The sequence below is a fragment of the Neorhizobium sp. DAR64862/K0K3 genome (assembly GCF_050500185.1).
GTDB lineage: Bacteria > Pseudomonadota > Alphaproteobacteria > Rhizobiales > Rhizobiaceae > Neorhizobium > Neorhizobium soli.
Genome location: NZ_CP191449.1, coordinates 195,699 through 211,634 on the forward strand (window position 1 = coordinate 195,699; position 15,936 = coordinate 211,634).

Below are 15,936 nucleotides of genomic sequence, written 5' to 3' on the forward strand. Positions count from 1 at the left end.
ATGTAATGATTACCCCGCGGCAGAGACTGCCGCGGCCCGTCATGTCCGCTCTTGTCTGCGTGACCCGGCTGGCGTCAAAGGCCAGCCCGGCCTATCGGGACCGCTTCTTGGCAGGCTGTTTGCCCGCGGGAACCGGGGCCGGAGAAACCGGCACGGACTTCTTTTCGCTTGAGGCCTCGGAGGCGAGCGCTTTTTTCGATTTTTCGGACCCCGCCGCCGCTGACTTGGCAGGCTTAGCTGCTTTGGCGGTGGAATCCTTGGCATTTGCGGTGGGCAGTTTCGGCGCGGATGCTGCAGGCTGTTCGTGGGCGGCCGGTGCCGACGCAGTCGGCTTCAACGTCGCAAACTCCAGTTTGGCGCGCTCCCAGTGCTCCGTATCTTTGCCTGAAGGATACCCCTCTTCCTCCCAGAGCGCATACGCGCGGTGCTTGATCCAGTCTTGTTCGGAATCAGCCATCTTTGTCTCCATTCACCCAAAAGCCGAAACGACCTTGTTGGGAATAAGTTCCATGGATTTCACGACAGAAATTCGATTGATTCAAATCGTGTTGGCACAAACAACCGACCGGACGGAACTATTCGAGGAGTTACGCGTTTGAGACCGCCGGGAGGAGACGCTGCAATGCAAAACTACTGCGATATTGTTCCAGACGCAACGGGCTGGGTCTATGTAATTGACGGGGTACATTCAACTTCGTACTTCCATACAGTGGAACTTGCCGTGGAGGCGGCGAAGGTCCAACTGCTGCGGCGTGGACGATTCCATGCCGGAGTTTTCCGCAGGCTTGGTGTCGATGGAAAGATGGCTCCGATTGAAATGCTGCCGAAATCCGGCATCCCGAAAGCCGCTTACCATAGCTGATTGACACCATTTTTAGCTGCCACGCCATTCATACGTCTTCGCAATCCTGTGGGACTGCGGAGCGTTTTTGTTTTGGCCATAGTCCGCGCGCCGATGTCGCAGACCGCAAATCAATCCAAAAAAGTCCGGCATGTGCCGGACTTTTTCGTTTTTCTGGCGTCACGTTCGCGAGGAGACACCCGATCTGGTGATCGGGCGTTTGTCGCTGTGGCGATCAGGCTGCCTTCTTGGCAGCGGCGTTGACGGTGGACTGTGCCAGTGCAGACAGCGCTTCGTCGGTCTTGCTTTCTTCTGCAAGCGTCTCGTCGAGAAGCTTTGCCACGTCCTTCAGGCCGAGTTCGGTCGCCCATGTGCGCAGCGTGCCGTAACGGCTGATCTCATAGTGTTCGACTGCCTGTGCAGCGGCCAGAAGGCCGGCGTCGAGAGCCGATGTGCCCTTGAATTCTTCGAGGATTTCCTCGCCTTCGGACAGGATGCCTTCGATCGCGTCGCAGGTCTTGCCCTGAGCGCGCTTGCCGATCAGTTCGAAAACCTGCTTCAGGCGTTCGATCTGGCCTTCGGTCTCTTCCTTATGGGTCTCGAAAGCGGCCTTCAGCTTCGGATCCTGGGCACCGCGAGCCATTTTCGGCAGCGCTTTTACGATCTGGCGCTCGGCGTAGTAGATGTCCTTCAGCGTTTCGTAGAACAGGTCTTCGAGGGTTTTGTCTTTAGCCATGGTGGATCTCCTTGAGAGTCGAATTCGCACCCAATGAACCAAAGCAGAAGCTGAAAGTTCCTCACATATTTGTGAAAAAGGTCGAGAAGGGGCGACAGCTTGCGGTTGGTCCGCAGATCAGATGTTCGCGCATGCGCCGGCGAGCGCTCATCTCGAGGTCAGGCGGTCAGCTGCCTTTACCGTCGAGCTTTTCGGACAATTCCTTCTGAAGCTGCAGGGCAAGACCGAGCAGGCGATCGGGCACGTCTTCCTTCTCGATCTCCGCCAACAGAACGGAAACCTTGCGGTTGACGCTGCGTCCGAAACTCGCGTCTTTTTCTTCCACCGGCTTGCTCTGCTTCTTCATTCCGACCTCTGACGTCACCGCCACCGAAAACACCCTCTGCCGGACGCGTTCGCCCGCATTCCCTAAGCCCTTTAGAAACCTCTTATACCAATAAGATTAATTTCGGATATCCCGAAAAAGTCACAGCGAAGAATGAAAAAGGGCGACCTCCTATTCGGAGGCCGCCCACTTTGTTCCAATGGTCCGGGCCGGTATCAGTTCTTCGGCGGCTCCGGGGTGCCGGCCGGAATGGACGTTATTGTTGCGGCGACCGGATCGCTTGCCGGAAACGTATCTTCCAGGCCCTCGTCGAGTTGCTGTTCGAGGTCAGCGTCGCTGCCCTTTTCGCGCGCCGACTGCTCAGCCTTCTTGGCCTTCCACTCGTCGCTCTGTGCGCTGTTCTGGTCGTTGTCGTTGGTTTTGTCGGTAAAGCTCATGACATTCCCTCCTTGGCGTTGCCGATGATGCTGAAAAAACGGCGTGCTGCTTCTGTTTGTTCCGGCAGGCCGGCAAGAGCCCCATATTTTCAAGGTGATCTGCCGGCAATCTCCGGGTGGGGTTGAGAGGGCGGAACCAAAATGAAGGGGCACGCGTTTGCAGAAGTCAATCCGGCCGTCGAGACTTGGGAGAGGTAGGCAACGGTGTCTGAATCACAGTTGAATGGCGATCCTGCGCGGGCAGATATCGTGAAGCTTATACCGGCGCTTCGTGCCTTCGCGCGTACGTTCTGCCGCAATACGACGGATGCCGACGATCTCGTGCAGGAAACGCTGATTAAGGCGCTGGCCAACCTCGACAAGTTCGAGCGCGGCACGCGGCTGAAGTCCTGGCTCTTCACCATCATGCGCAACACGTTCTATACCCGATCCAAGATTTTAGGCCGCGAGGCTCCAGGGCTCGAAGAAAACGTGTCGGGCGATACGCCGATAGCTGCTTCGCAGGAAATGGCAATCAGGGCGAAGGAAGTTCGCGACGCTCTCGTAAAGCTGCCTCCCCATTACCGCGAGGTATTAACGCTGGTTGCAATCCTCGGCGAGAGCTACGAGGCAACGGCCGAAATCTGCGGCTGCGCTGTTGGAACGGTCAAGAGTCGTCTCAATCGCGCACGGCACCAGATCCTTCAGGAACTGGGGGAGGAAGCAAGATAACCCCGCTCGTCATCCAAACGCGGCTGCCCGAAGAGGCAGCCATCAATGCTCAGGAGCGCAAGGACATGAAGTTCGTACTGATCGCGACCGCGATCATGATAGCCACGGTCGCTCCTGTCTTCGCATTTATCTAGCCACAAACGTCAAGGCGCCGAAGCGCCTATGCCGGATCCTCGTCGAGTTCGGGATAGTGGCGAAAGATACCGCTCTCGTTGAAAGCGATGCGGCGCTCCGATTTGAGATAGGCAGAGATCCTCGGCCTTTTCCCGACGGCGTCGCGAAGTCTCGCCACATTCGGATAGCGGCTGTCCAGCGATGCCATCGCTCGCGGGAAAGCGTAGGTCAACCCTTCGGCGATCTGGAAGAGCGACAGGTCCACATAGGTGATCGCGCCGCCGACAGCCCAGCCTTCGCCGGTCGGGTTTGATCCGATCACGCCGTCGAAATAACCGAGAAACTTTGGCACCCGCTGCGCAAGAAACGCCTTTGTGCGCGCCTTGGCCTCCGGCTTCTGATCCTCGTAATAGTCCCCGGTGCTGATCGGATGGTGGGTGTCGTGAACCTCGGCCACGAAGTCGGTGATCGTCAGCTGCAGACCCTGCGCAAACACACGCAACCGTTCGTCATCGGGAGCAAGCCCGAGCTTCGGGCCGAGATAGTGCAAGATGTTGGCGACATGCGAGACGACGATCTCGCCGTCTTTCAGAAACGGCGGAGCGAATGGCAGGTCGGGATAGGCTTTGCTACCCTTCAGGTAATTCATCATCTTTTCGGACCCGTCCGTGGTTCTCGCCACGTCGAGATAGTCCGCACCGGCGTCTTCCAGCGCCAGTCTGACGAATTCGCCGCGACCCTGCAGGCCGTCCCAGTAGTAGAGTTCATATGCCATGGCTGTGCTTGCAATCCCTGTTTGAGTGGGTCGCCGTCGATCGCTGCGGCGTTCTCTTTCCGAACGAGCAGAGCGCCCGTTTGTTCTCGCACTTCTGCACGGCTGGCATTCCGTATCGTATCTTGAACATCTCCGGAGAGCGCTAGATTACCACGCGACACCGGCTGAATGTCCGGCTTGCCACCTATAATGCCCGTCTTCAGTTCGGAACGGAAACCACCATGGCTCTCAAGATCACCGCCATCATCTTCACCCTGCTCGGGCTCGCTCTCGCCATCGGCGGCGGACAGCTCGTCATGCTGGGGGGTAGTGTTTATTATCTCATCTGCGGCCTTGCCTTTGTGCTGACCGCCATTCTGCTTTTCCTTCGGAAACGCGCGGCACTGCATGTCTATGCCGGTATTGTCATCGTTTCGCTCGTCTGGGCGCTTTGGGAAGTCGGTTTCGACTGGTGGCAGCTCGGCCCGCGCGGCGGTCTCATCATCGTCCTCGGCTTCTGGCTGCTGACACCGTGGATCCGCAAGCCGCTCGGCTTTCTCAGCCCATCCGGCATGCAATACAGCGCCAGTGCCGTACCGCTGGCCATCGCCTCGGTCATTGCCGTGGTCGTCGCCGTCGCCTCGATGTTCTTTGACCCCTACGACCAGAGCGGTGAGCTGCCGGACCAGTCGGTCGCAGCCGCCCCGAAGCTCGGCGGTGATGTGCCTGATGGCGAATGGCACCAGTATGGCCGCACGCCCTATGGCCAGCGCTATTCGCCGCTCGACCAGGTCAATGTGGACAACGTTGCCAACCTCACGGAAGTCTGGCGCTACCAGACCGGTGACGTGAAGCGGCCGGACGACGTGGGCGAGACGACCTATCAGGTCACGCCGCTCAAGGTCGGCAGCTCGCTTTATCTCTGCACGCCGCACAATCTCGCCATCGCGCTCGATGCGACGACCGGCAAGGAGAAGTGGCGCTACGACCCGAATTCCGGCATGAACCCGGACCGCCAGCACCAGACCTGCCGCGGCGTCAGCTATTACAAGGACCAGGCGGCCGCTGCCGGTTCCGCATGCGCCGAGCGCGTCTATCTCCCGACATCCGATGCCCGTCTGATCGCGCTTGATGCGGCCAACGGTCAGGTCTGCCCTGCGTTTGCCCAGAACGGCACGCTGCGTCTGGAAACCGGCATGCAGCACAACCCGGCCGGCTACTACTATTCCACATCGCCGCCTGCGATCGTCGGCAACAAGATCATCATCGGCGGCGCCGTCAACGACAACTACTCGACGCAGGAACAGTCCGGCGTCATCCGCGCCTTCGACGTCAACACCGGCGCATTGATCTGGAACTGGGATTCGGGCAATCCGAGCCAGACCCAGCCGATTGCCGAGGGTCAGACCTACACGACCAATTCGCCCAACAGCTGGTCGGTCTTCTCGGTCGATGAGGAACTCGGCCTCGTCTACATTCCGCTCGGCAACCAGGTGCCCGACCAGCTCGGCATGAACCGTTCGGAAAGCGTCGAGAAATACTCGTCCTCGATCGTCGCGCTCGACATCAACACCGGTGCCGACCGCTGGGTTCGCCAGACGGTGCATCACGATCTCTGGGACATGGACGTGCCGGCCCAGCCGGTGCTGATCGACCTGTCGCGCCCGGATAATTCCGTGGTGCCGGCGCTGGTTGGCCCCACCAAGCAGGGTGACATCTACGTTCTCGACCGTCGCACCGGCGAGCCGGTCTTCCCGATCACCGAGGAGCCTGCTCCGAAGGGTGCCATTCCGGAAGATTTTACCGCTCCGACGCAGCCCACCTCGGCCGTCTCCTTCAAGCCGGAGCCGCTGAAAGAAAGCGACATGTGGGGCGTCTCGATGCTCGACCAGATGGTGTGCCGGATCTGGTACCACCAGTATAATTACGAGGGACGCTATACGCCGCCGTCGCTCAACGGTTCGATCATCTATCCCGGCAATTTCGGCACGTTCAACTGGGGCTCCGTCGCAGTCGATCCGGAACGCCAGGTGATGTTCGGCATGCCGACCTATCTCGCCTTTACCTCCAAGCTGGTTCCGCGTGCGGATATCCCGGCGAAGGGTCAGGACGAAAAGGGTTCGGAACAGGGCCTCAACCGCAATGACGGCGCACCTTACGGCGTGTTGATGGGTCCGTTCCTCGGTCCGTTGAACATTCCTTGCCAGGCACCGCCATGGGGTTATGTCGCCGGCGTCGATCTTCGCACCGGCAAGACCGCCTACAAGCATCGCAACGGTACTGTCCACGACATGACCCCGCTGCCGCTGCCGTTCAAGGTTGGCGTTCCCGGCATCGGTGGCCCGATGATCACCAAGGGTGGCGTTGCCTTCCTCGGTGCCGCCGTCGACAACTACCTCCGTGCCTATGACCTGAAGAACGGCAAGACGCTGTGGGAAGCCCGGCTTCCGGCCGGCGGTCAGGCGACGCCGATGACCTACGCGGTCGAGGACGGACGCCAGTTCGTCGTCATGGTCGCCGGCGGCCACGGCTCGGTCGGCACCACACCCGGCGACTACGTCATCGCCTACGCGCTGCCGCGTTAAGCGGCAGTCGCTCAGGCGGTCTGGTCTCAGCCAACAAAAAAGCCCGGAAGCGTCTGCTTCCGGGCTTTTTGCATTGAAGGCTTTCGAGGCCTCAGGTGAGATGGCTGCCGGCTTCGGCGGTGATGCTGTTGCGCACCTCGGTCACGCCTTCAACGCTGCGGACCACTTCCTCGGCGCGGGCGATCTCGCGGGCGTCGGCGACCCGGCCTGCCAGGGCAATGGAGGTTCCGGTGACGGTGACGGTCACTTCGCTTGCATCAATGCCGCCCGCCGAGGCAAGCGCGTCGGCGACCTTGCCTTCCAGCTGGGCGTAAGCCGGGAACTCGACTTCGATCTCCGGCGCGGTTTCGTTAAATTGCGGATGTTTGAATACCATGTGACGTTCTCCCTGATGTCGTCGCGTCCAGCAGGAGATGAGGGCGAAACGACCCTCGCGCGGCACCTGCGGATCATCAGGAGATACAACGCGGCGCACAGCCGTTGGTTCAGCTCGCGCTTCCGAGCATGGTGGCGATCACGTCCGCCAGCTGGTTCTGGGAGAACGGCTTCGGCAATCGCGGCAGTTGCAGGCGGTCGTCCTCGCCAGGCGGCAGTTCGGCATAGCCGGTGGCCAGCACCACCGGCAGGCCCGGCCACTGGCGGTTGATCTCCGACGCGAGTTCGCTGCCGGTCATTCCCGGCATGGAATGGTCCGTGACGACGAGATCGATCGTATGCGTGCGGGCTAGCGCATCCAGCGCTTCGCGGCCGTTATGGGCCTCGATCACCGTGTGGCCGAGATCCTCCAGCATCAGGGATGTGTTCATCAGCACCAGCGCGTCGTCGTCGACGGCCAGCACCGTCAGCCTCTCCTTCGGTCGCGCCGCAGGGAGATCCGAGGCGGGCTTCTTCTCCTCCGGGCAGTCTTCAAGACGGGCGACGGGCAGAAACAGGGAAACTGTGGTCCCCTTGCCCTCTTCGCTGTCGATCGAAAGCCGGCCGCCCGACTGCTCGGTCAGGCCCTGTACCATGGGCAGGCCGAGACCCGTTCCCTTGCCGACGCCCTTGGTGGTGAAGAACGGTGTGGTAGCGCGGGCAAGCGTTTCCGGATCCATGCCTTCGCCCGTATCGGAAACGCTGATCTTGACGTAGTGACCCGGCTGGAGCCTGTCGTCGCCTTGCGCGAAGTGCACATCAATGGCGGTGATCGTCACGGTTCCGCCTGTTGTCATCGCGTCACGGGCATTGACGACGAGGTTCAGAAGCGCGCTCTCGAGCTGCACCGCGTCACTTAGAACCGGGGGCAGGCTGTCGGGAATGTCGGTTCTGATTGTGAGGTCCGATCTCAGCGAACGCTCGAAGAAATTCATCATGCCATCGATCAGACCGGCAACGCCGATCGGGGCCATGTGGAGTTCCTGCCGCCTCGAAAAGGCCAGCATGCGCTGCGTCAGCGCTGCACCGCGCTCGGCGCCCTGAATGGCGTTTTGCAGAAGCGGCATTAGCGACGGGTCGTCCGGCAATCTCTTCTTGAGGATTTCGAGGCTTCCCAGCACCGCCATCAGCAGGTTGTTGAAGTCATGGGCGATGCCGCCAGTCAGTTGGCCGATCGCTTCCAGTTTCTGCGCCTGGAACAGATCCTCACGGGCGACGGTCAGCGCCTTCTGCGCCTCGACCTTTTCCGTGATGTCGCGGGTGATCTTGGCGAACCCTTTCAGCTCTCCGGTCTCGTCGCGGATCGCGTCAATGATCACATGCGCCCAGAAACGGGTGCCGTCCTTGCGGTGGCGCCAACCCTCGCCCTCGAAGCGGCCGTCCCGCAGGGCCGTTGCAAGATTTTTTGTCGGTTCGCCGGCGGCGCGGTCGTCTACCGTGTAGAACGTCGAGAAATGCTCGCCGACGATCTCCTCGGCGCGGTAGCCCTTGATGCGTTCGGCACCGTGGTTCCAGTTGCTGACATTGCCCTTGCCATCGAGCATGTAGAGCGCGTAGTCGCTGACCCCTTGCACCAGGACCTCGAACTGCCGCTCGCTGCGTTTCAGGTCTGCTTCGGCATTCCTGCGCTCGGTCAGATCGCGGGTGACCTTGGCAAAGCCGAGGAGCTGGCCATCGCCGTCGCGGATAGGATCGATGATGACATGCGCCCAGAAACGGCTGCCGTCCTTGCGAACCCTCCAGCCTTCGTTCTCGAACCGGCCTTCCGCCGCGGCAATCCTCAGTGCGCGTTCCGGCAGATGGTCAAGCCGATCTTCTTCCGTATAGAATCTGGAGAAATGCTGGCCGAGGATTTCGGATTCCTCGAACCCCTTGAAGCGCCGGGCGCCCGGATTCCAGCTGGCGATGTGGCCTTTCGGATCCAGCATGTAGATCGCGTAATCCGTGATGGAATCAATCAGAAGCCGATACCGCTCCTCGTTAAACGGGGATACCTGATGGCCTTCCTGCACGGTCTTCAACTTTCCCACCGCCCAAACTCAATATGCGATGTACCCCGAGCTTACGTCTCGAGGCGCCAGTGGGTCCACCATGCCTTGCATTGCAGAAAAATACGAGTGCCTTGACACAATGAGGTTAAAGATGAATAGTGACGAAAAATGAAATTCGTCAGTCGTTAATTGAAAGCCATTCCGTTATGGACGTTCCCGTCAGCACTCCCGAGGATACACGCCAGGAAAACGTGGTCCGCATCCTCGAAGCCGCCGAGCGACTGTTCAAGCATTACGGTTACGCCAAGACGACAGTGGCCGATATCGCCAAGGATCTCGGCATGTCGCCGGCCAATATCTACCGGTTCTTCGGGTCGAAATCCGAGATCCACAAGGCGCTTGCCAACCGCATGCTCGAGGCGAGCCGAGCCGTTGCCTGGGAGAATGCAAAGCGCGCTGTCAGTGCCACCGAGCGACTGCGTGACCATTTTCTGCAGCAGCACCGCATCACGGTCGAGACGCTGCTGCACGAAAACAAGGTCCACGAGATGGTTGTCGTAGCGATCGAGGAACAGTGGTCGGTGATCGAAGACCATATCATGCAGCTTCGAGCGATCGTCGCAGGCCTCGTCGAGGAGGGGATTGCAATGGGAGAGTTCCGCGCACAGGACGCTGAGCTTGCCGCAGAATGCCTCTGTGATTGCACGGTTACGCTGTGTCACCCGCAGATCATTGCCGAATGTCTGTTTGAAACCCGGCGCGCCGCGCCGGCCGATGTCGTCGACTTCGCCCTCAGGGCGCTGAAATAAGAACCTGCGCTTGTCGCGCTCACCGTAACCCGCCTTATGGAGTGGGATCATGTCTTTCCGAGGAAAGTCTTTCGTCGCAGCCCGTCAATTTTCTTCCGCCTTGAAAGGCGTTGCAGTCGCTGCGGCGCTTCTTTCGCTCGCGGCATGTTCCGAAGAGAAAAAGGCCGAGGCGCCGGAGATCGTGCGGCCGGTCAAGGTGACGCAGATCGGTGCGCCGGATGAGGGCCGCAAGCTCGTCTATTCCGGTTCCGTGCGTGCCCGCACCGAAATGAATCTCGGCTTTAGGGTCGCGGGCAAGATCACCGAGCGGCTTGTGGATGTAGGCGACCGCGTCACGCCGGGCGAAGTGCTCGCTCGGATCGATTCCACCGATTACAAGCTTGATCTCGGCAGCGCCGAAGCCGATCTCGCATCGGCCACCAAGCAGGTCGAGATCTCCGGCCTGGCGCTTCGCCGCGCGGAAACGCTGGCGGCCAAAGACGTCACCTCAAAATCGCAGCTGGAACAGGCACAGCTCAGCAGCGAGCAGGCCTTGGCACAGCGGGATTCAGCGCAGTCTGCGCTCGAAAAGGCCCGCAATCAGGTTGCCTATTCCGAACTCAAATCCGACCGCGACGGTATCGTCACGGCCGTCAGCGCCGATCGCGGCCAGGTGGTGAGCACCGGCACTTCCGTCGTCACGGTCGCTGTGGATGGCGAGAAAGAAGTCCAGATCGCGGTTCCGGAAATGGATGTCTCGCATTTCAAGCCGGGCGACGGGGTCAAGGCACGGATCTGGTCGTCTGCCGATCTCGTGATCGACGGCAAGGTGCGTGAAGTCGCGCAGAGCGCCGATGCCCAGTCACGCACGTTCGCGGTGCGGGTGAGCCTTCCGGCCGACCCGAAGATCCTGCTCGGCATGACCGCATCGATCGAGGCTGTCGCCGGCAACGCGGTCAAGGCCTTTGCCATTCCGCTTGCAGCGCTTTCCAAGAAGGGTGACCAGCCGATCGTCTGGGTGGTCGATCGCGGCAAGGGAATTGTCGCGTCGCGTCCGGTCAAGGTGGCGGATTTTTCCGATGACGGCGTGCGCATCTCGGAAGGCCTTGCCGAAGGCGATCTCATCGTCTCGGCCGGCACCCAGTTCATGAAGGACGATATGAAGGTGAAGCTGCCGGAAACGGTCGCGACACGCTTCGGCTCGGTGTCGAGCCAGTCCACCGCTTCCGTCCAGCCCTGATATTTCCGGTTAGAGGATCAAGATCATGAGTTCCGATCATCAGGCCAATCCGCTGGAAAAGCAGAAGGAAAAGGGCAGTTTCAACCTGTCCCGCTGGGCCATCGGCCATCCCAGCATCGCGCGTTTTCTGTTCGGTCTCATTATCGTCATGGGTGCGCTTGGCATCATGAACATGGGCCAGAAGGAAGATCCGGACTTTACCTTCCGCGTCATGGTCGTGCAGGCCCAGTGGCCGGGTGCCTCGATCGAGGACATGCAGAACCAGGTGGTCAACAAGATCGAGCGCAAGCTGCAGGAAACCCCGCATCTCGACTGGGTCAAATCCTACACCCGCGCCGGCATCTCGATCACCACGATCCAGGTGAAGGGCGACACGAATGCGCAGGACGTTGCAGATGCCTTCTATCAGGTGCGCAAGAAGATCGGCGACATTCGCCAGGATCTCCCGTCCGGTATCTACGGGCCCTATTTCAACGACGAGTTCGGCGATACCTATATCACTCTCAACGCCATTACCGGCGAGGGCTACAGCTATCCGGAGCTGAAGCAATACGCCATCCAGGCCCGCGACATGCTGCTGGCCACGCCCGGCGTCGAAAAGGCAACGATCCTCGGCGACCAGCCGCAGAAGATCTTCATCGACGTGTCGTCGCAGGCGCTTGCCGAGCGCGGCCTCACCGTCAATGACATCAGCACCGCGCTGGCCGGCCAGAACGATGTCGATGCGTCCGGCTCGGTGGAAACCGCCGATCGCTCCGTGCGGATCTCGGTCGAGGGTGGCGTGACCACGCCAGATGATATCAAGGCGCTGCGGCTGCGCGCCGGCGACCAGGTCTTCCGTCTCGGCGATATCGCCACGGTGAAGGAAGGTCTCGAGGACCCGTATCAGCGCAAGTTCCGCTTCAACGGCCATGACAGCGTGCAGCTCGGCGTGGTGATGGCGAACGGCTACAAAGTGACCGACGTCGGTCATGCGGTGGAGGAAACCTACAAGCGCTTCGAGGAGACGCTGCCGGTCGGCGTCCAGGTAGAGCAGATCTCCAACCAGCCTGAGGTCGTCACTGAAGCCGTCGGCGAGTTCACGCAGGCGCTTCTCGAAGCGCTGGTCATCGTGCTGGTCGTGTCGCTGATCTCGATCGGCTGGCGCTCGGGCATCGTGATTGCGATCGCCATTCCGCTGGTTCTGTCGGCAACGCTTGCCATCATGTTCTATCTCGGCATCGAGCTGCAGCGTATCTCGCTCGGCGCGCTGATCATCGCGCTTGGACTGCTCGTCGACGATGCGATGATCGTCGTCGAGTTGATGGAAAGAAAGCTGGAGGAGGGGTTCGAGCGGCTCGATGCGGCAAGCTTTGCCTATTCCTCCACCGCCTTCCCGATGCTGACCGGGACGCTGATCACCACCGCCGGCTTTATCCCCGTCGGCTTCGCGGATTCGACCGCCGGCGAATACGTACGGTCGCTGTTCTACGTCGTCGGCATCGCGCTCGTCGTATCCTGGTTCGTGGCCGTCTATTTCACCCCGTGGCTCGGCTACATGATCCTCAAGCAGCGGAGCCATGCGGGCAGCGGCGATCATCACGATGCCTATGATACCCGCATGTATCGCGGCGTGCGCCATGCGGTTGGCTGGTCCGTGCGCCACAAGGCGATCGTGCTCATCGCCACGCTCGGCGCGTTTGCAGCCAGCCTCTGGTCGTTTCAGTTCATTCCGCAGAGCTTCTTCCCGCAGTCGTCGCGACCAGAAATTCTGGTCGACATGTGGCTGCCGGAGGGCACCGCGATCAAGGAAGTGGAACGTCAGGCCAAGGCGCTCGAAGACCGGATCCTCGACGACCCCGACAAGAGCTTTGTCGCCACCTATATCGGCGAGGGTGCGCCCCGGTTCTTCCTGCCGCTCGACCAGCAGTTGCGCAACCCGAACTACGCCCAGCTCCTGATCATGTCGAACGGTCTCGAAGAACGCGAGCGGATGATCGTCAAGCTGCGAAAGATCCTTGCCGAAGAATTCCCGACGGTCCGCGGCAAGGTCGACCGTCTCTTCCTCGGCCCGCCCACGGGCTGGGCCGTGCAGATGCGCGTCGTTGGCCCGGACAAGGCGGAAGTCCGCCGCATCGCCGACCAGGTCAAGGCGCGGTACGAAAGCCAACCAGATTTCGGCGCCATTCACGACGACTGGATGGAGCCGGTCGCGGGTATGAAGCTCGTCATCGACCAGGACCGCGCCCGTGCGCTCGGCGTCTCGTCGCAGCGGGTTCGGCAGATGCTGCAGGCGGCAACGTCGGGCGCTCCGATCAGCGATTTCCGCGATGGCGAGGAGACCGTTTCGATCGTGGTGCGCGAGCCGGATGCCACTCGCAACCTGCTGGCCGCCGTCCAGTCGGTCTATATTCCGACCGATCTCGGCACTTTTGTGCCAGCTTCGCAGGTGGCCCGAGTCGAGCCTGTCCTCGAACAGGGTATCGAGTGGCGTCGCGACCGTCTGCCGACGATTACCGTCAAGGCGACCCTGCCTGACGGCGTCGAGCCGACGCAGGCCTCGGTGAACCTCTATAACTCGATGGCCGACCTGCGCGCGGCCCTGCCGGCCGGCTATTCCGTGGACATCCAGGGCGGCGCCGAAGATGCGGCCGAAAGCCAGGCCTCGATCGCGGCAAAGGCCCCGATCATGCTGCTTGTCATCATGCTGCTCCTGATGATGCAGCTGAAGCATTTCGGCAAGGCGATGCTGGTTCTGTCGACCGGTCCGCTCGGCATCATCGGCGCTGCAATGGCGCTTCTGATCACCGGCGCACCGTTCGGCTTCGTCGCCATCCTCGGTGTCATCGCGCTGCTCGGCATCATCATCCGCAACTCGATCATCCTGATCGACCAGATCGACCAGGATATCGCGGCGGGCATGCATCGCCAGGAAGCGATCGTCGGCGCCGCCGTCAGGCGTTTCCGCCCGATCATGCTGACCGCGCTCACGGCGGTGCTGGCACTGATCCCGATCTCGCGCGGCCTGTTCTGGGGACCGCTCGCCTATGCCATGATGGGCGGCATCCTCGTCGCCACCGTCCTCACCATCATCGTGCTGCCTGCCGGCTACTCCCTCTTCTTCGGCCGCGAGCCGAAGGCGAAGAACGAGAACAAGTCTGAGACGCCCGCCAACCAGGGCGAGCTGTTCGAGGACAAGCACGATATGCCGATGGCGGCGGAGTGAGGGGCTTTCCCGGTGGGAGTGCGCCATAATCTCCCTCATCCCTGTGCTTGTCACAGGGATCCAGCTGCCCCAAGTCCTTGGGGCTGCAAACCCTCTTTCGCCACGCAGACGCGTGTCGGCTGGATTCCTGTGACACGCACAGGAATGAGGGTGGGTGGGGTAGAGGATGGAGGACACAATGGCCAATCCAGTGCAACCTGCAACTGAAGCCGAGGTGCTGTTCAGTCGCCGCGGGTCTGCCGCGGTGATCTCGCTCAACCGGCCGAGGGCGCTGCACAGTCTCAACCTTTCCATGGTGCGGGCGCTGGACGACATACTCGATCGCTGTGCTGCCGATACCGATATTTCCTGCGTGATCATCAGGGGCGAGGGCGAGCGTGGCCTGTGTGCTGGTGGCGATATCCGGGCCATTCATCAGGCAGGGCGGGCGTCCGACCCCGAGGTGACGCGGTTCTGGCGGGAGGAGATGCCGTTTAATTATCGCATCTCGCGCTATAAGAAGCCCTATGTGGCGCTGATGGACGGGATTGTGATGGGCGGCGGTGTCGGCATTTCGGCGCATGGGAGCCACCGCATCGTTACCGAGCGCACGAAACTCGCCATGCCTGAAACCGGGATCGGCTATGTGCCGGATGTGGGCGCGACGTGGCTTTTGCCCCGGGCGCCCGGCGAGGCGGGAACCTGGATGGGGCTGACCGGTGACGTGGTTGACGGTGCCGATGCGATCCATGCCGGGTTGGCGGATTCGTTCGTGCCATCAGAGAAGTTGGATGATCTCGTCGCCGCAATTGGACAGCTTCCCGGAGGCTCAGAGGCTGAGGCAATCCAAGCCGTGATCGATGGTTTCACCGTGTCCGCCGAAGGTGGCCGGCTTGCGCAGAACCGTGACGTAATCGACCGAACCTTTGCGCATGATACGGTCGAGGAGATCCTCGCGGCGCTCAGCCGCGAGACGGGAGAATTCGCCGCCCGAACCCTCGAGACTCTGTCGAAACGCTCGCCGACCAGCCTCAAGCTGACGCTGAAACTGTTGCGGCTCGGCCGTGACAGTTCAAGCCTCGTCGAATGCCTGGAGCGGGAATTTACCGCCGCTTGCGAACTGCTGAAACACCATGATTTCTACGAGGGCGTACGGGCCGCCGTGATCGACAAGGACCGCAATCCGCGCTGGCAACCGGCAAGCCTTGCCGAGGTGACGGAAGCCGATCTTGCTCCTTATCTTGCAGCCGATCACCCGGTCCTGTTTGCCGATCATCGGTTGTAGCAGCAAAACCGTCCACACCGGCGAAACCGGCATGGTTGAAACGGGAATGGGGCAGGCAGCGGTATCGTGGGTATGAGGAAGATGATGATCTGCCTGCCCCGATCGAGTTTGGTGCGGTCTTTTGGAAGATGTCAGTTCCCGCTAGCCCGCATGTCGTTCGACCGTCACCGGAAACCGAGCTTCGTCCTCAGAAGCGCTGAACCGTCGGGGACCGGTTCGCGAAAACGGTTTCCCATCCGATGACGACGCCATTATCGCGTGGCTTTCAGGCGTGAGGATGAAAAAGATCGCGACGAATTTTTGTTCGCTTGTCTTTCAGGCACTTAACAAAAACATGCTGCCCGTTTCGTCCTCACGGCCCAAAACAGCCGTATCCTCTTTGCCCCCGGATCGGGGCGATCCACTGCGCTTTGGCGCCTTCCGGCAAAACCATCGCCGAATGCTGCGATAAATGGATGAAATTTCTCCGTGTATCACCTGCAGGAGAGGGCAGTTCCTCGCGGTCTACCGATACTCCCGGTAGTGTCGCCT

General features: G+C 60.9%; 14 protein-coding genes. 7 read left to right on the forward strand and 7 right to left on the reverse strand.

The features are described 5' to 3' along the window. Window positions 1-91: 91 nt before the first annotated feature. Entirely contained in the window at window positions 92-457 is a 366-nt protein-coding gene (locus ACQY1L_RS01015) for a DUF2934 domain-containing protein (protein ID WP_062461451.1), read from the reverse strand. 165 nt (window positions 458-622) lie between these two features. Here ACQY1L_RS01015 and ACQY1L_RS01020 point away from each other — a divergent pair, with 165 nt between their 5' ends. Continuing rightward, the gene (locus tag ACQY1L_RS01020) at window positions 623-862 is read left to right on the forward strand and encodes a hypothetical protein (protein ID WP_139283771.1); all 240 of its coding nucleotides are present in this window, start codon (window positions 623-625) and stop codon (window positions 860-862) included. Window positions 863-1,076: 214 nt separating this feature from the next. Here the strand turns inward: ACQY1L_RS01020 and ACQY1L_RS01025 are convergent, their stop codons facing one another. The 3 genes from ACQY1L_RS01025 to ACQY1L_RS01035 form a co-directional block, all read right to left on the reverse strand. Further along, a complete protein-coding gene (locus tag ACQY1L_RS01025) occupies window positions 1,077-1,577 on the reverse strand; it encodes a ferritin-like domain-containing protein (RefSeq protein ID WP_062461448.1) in 501 nt (166 codons plus the stop codon). A gap of 166 nt (window positions 1,578-1,743) precedes the next feature. Next, window positions 1,744-1,923, reverse strand: coding sequence for a hypothetical protein (locus tag ACQY1L_RS01030; protein WP_062461446.1), 180 nt, complete (start codon window positions 1,921-1,923; stop codon window positions 1,744-1,746). 194 nt (window positions 1,924-2,117) lie between these two features. Next, window positions 2,118-2,339, reverse strand: coding sequence for a hypothetical protein (locus ACQY1L_RS01035; RefSeq protein WP_062581961.1), 222 nt, complete (start codon window positions 2,337-2,339; stop codon window positions 2,118-2,120). A gap of 204 nt (window positions 2,340-2,543) precedes the next feature. Here ACQY1L_RS01035 and ACQY1L_RS01040 point away from each other — a divergent pair, with 204 nt between their 5' ends. Continuing rightward, window positions 2,544-3,050 carry a sigma-70 family RNA polymerase sigma factor gene (locus ACQY1L_RS01040; protein WP_430242186.1) on the forward strand — a complete coding sequence of 169 codons (507 nt, stop codon included), beginning with the start codon at window positions 2,544-2,546 and terminating at the stop codon, window positions 3,048-3,050. Window positions 3,051-3,210: 160 nt separating this feature from the next. Here the strand turns inward: ACQY1L_RS01040 and ACQY1L_RS01045 are convergent, their stop codons facing one another. Next, complete coding sequence (locus tag ACQY1L_RS01045; RefSeq protein ID WP_430242189.1) at window positions 3,211-3,939, reverse strand: glutathione S-transferase; 729 nt, start codon at window positions 3,937-3,939, stop codon at window positions 3,211-3,213. A 221-nt stretch (window positions 3,940-4,160) separates the two neighbouring features. Between ACQY1L_RS01045 and ACQY1L_RS01050 the strand changes: the two genes are divergently transcribed. Next, window positions 4,161-6,503, forward strand: a complete 2,343-nt coding sequence (locus tag ACQY1L_RS01050) for a glucose/quinate/shikimate family membrane-bound PQQ-dependent dehydrogenase (RefSeq protein ID WP_430242191.1) — start codon at window positions 4,161-4,163, stop codon at window positions 6,501-6,503. Between the two features lie 91 nt (window positions 6,504-6,594). On the opposite strand, the gene ACQY1L_RS01055 is transcribed toward ACQY1L_RS01050, so the two are convergent. Next, a complete protein-coding gene (locus ACQY1L_RS01055; RefSeq protein ID WP_062461431.1) occupies window positions 6,595-6,879 on the reverse strand; it encodes a BON domain-containing protein in 285 nt (94 codons plus the stop codon). Between the two features lie 109 nt (window positions 6,880-6,988). After that, window positions 6,989-8,929 (reverse strand): PAS domain S-box protein, encoded by a 1,941-nt coding sequence (locus ACQY1L_RS01060; RefSeq protein ID WP_430244028.1) that lies wholly within the window; start codon window positions 8,927-8,929, stop codon window positions 6,989-6,991. 185 nt (window positions 8,930-9,114) lie between these two features. On the opposite strand from ACQY1L_RS01060, the gene ACQY1L_RS01065 reads away from it, so the two are divergent. From ACQY1L_RS01065 to ACQY1L_RS01080, 4 genes are all read left to right on the forward strand, one after another. Then, entirely contained in the window at window positions 9,115-9,717 is a 603-nt protein-coding gene (locus ACQY1L_RS01065) for a TetR/AcrR family transcriptional regulator (RefSeq protein WP_062461428.1), read from the forward strand. 49 nt (window positions 9,718-9,766) lie between these two features. Beyond that, complete coding sequence (locus tag ACQY1L_RS01070) at window positions 9,767-10,936, forward strand: efflux RND transporter periplasmic adaptor subunit (protein ID WP_092659558.1); 1,170 nt, start codon at window positions 9,767-9,769, stop codon at window positions 10,934-10,936. A gap of 25 nt (window positions 10,937-10,961) precedes the next feature. Next, a complete protein-coding gene (locus ACQY1L_RS01075; RefSeq protein ID WP_430242194.1) occupies window positions 10,962-14,141 on the forward strand; it encodes an efflux RND transporter permease subunit in 3,180 nt (1,059 codons plus the stop codon). A 178-nt stretch (window positions 14,142-14,319) separates the two neighbouring features. Next, on the forward strand, window positions 14,320-15,405 hold the full coding sequence (locus ACQY1L_RS01080; protein WP_430242196.1) for an enoyl-CoA hydratase/isomerase family protein: 1,086 nt from the start codon (window positions 14,320-14,322) through the stop codon (window positions 15,403-15,405). Window positions 15,406-15,936: the final 531 nt, after the last annotated feature.

Coding starts and splice junctions, on each gene's coding strand:
- ACQY1L_RS01045 (WP_430242189.1), bottom strand. CDS start 3,939: ATGGCATATGAACTCTACTACTGGGACGGCCTGCAGGGTCGCGGCGAA.
- ACQY1L_RS01075 (WP_430242194.1), top strand. CDS start 10,962: ATGAGTTCCGATCATCAGGCCAATCCGCTGGAAAAGCAGAAGGAAAAG.
- ACQY1L_RS01020 (WP_139283771.1), top strand. CDS start 623: ATGCAAAACTACTGCGATATTGTTCCAGACGCAACGGGCTGGGTCTAT.
- ACQY1L_RS01070 (WP_092659558.1), top strand. CDS start 9,767: ATGTCTTTCCGAGGAAAGTCTTTCGTCGCAGCCCGTCAATTTTCTTCC.
- ACQY1L_RS01035 (WP_062581961.1), bottom strand. CDS start 2,339: ATGAGCTTTACCGACAAAACCAACGACAACGACCAGAACAGCGCACAG.
- ACQY1L_RS01015 (WP_062461451.1), bottom strand. CDS start 457: ATGGCTGATTCCGAACAAGACTGGATCAAGCACCGCGCGTATGCGCTC.
- ACQY1L_RS01050 (WP_430242191.1), top strand. CDS start 4,161: ATGGCTCTCAAGATCACCGCCATCATCTTCACCCTGCTCGGGCTCGCT.
- ACQY1L_RS01025 (WP_062461448.1), bottom strand. CDS start 1,577: ATGGCTAAAGACAAAACCCTCGAAGACCTGTTCTACGAAACGCTGAAG.
- ACQY1L_RS01065 (WP_062461428.1), top strand. CDS start 9,115: ATGGACGTTCCCGTCAGCACTCCCGAGGATACACGCCAGGAAAACGTG.
- ACQY1L_RS01030 (WP_062461446.1), bottom strand. CDS start 1,923: ATGAAGAAGCAGAGCAAGCCGGTGGAAGAAAAAGACGCGAGTTTCGGA.
- ACQY1L_RS01080 (WP_430242196.1), top strand. CDS start 14,320: ATGGCCAATCCAGTGCAACCTGCAACTGAAGCCGAGGTGCTGTTCAGT.
- ACQY1L_RS01055 (WP_062461431.1), bottom strand. CDS start 6,879: ATGGTATTCAAACATCCGCAATTTAACGAAACCGCGCCGGAGATCGAA.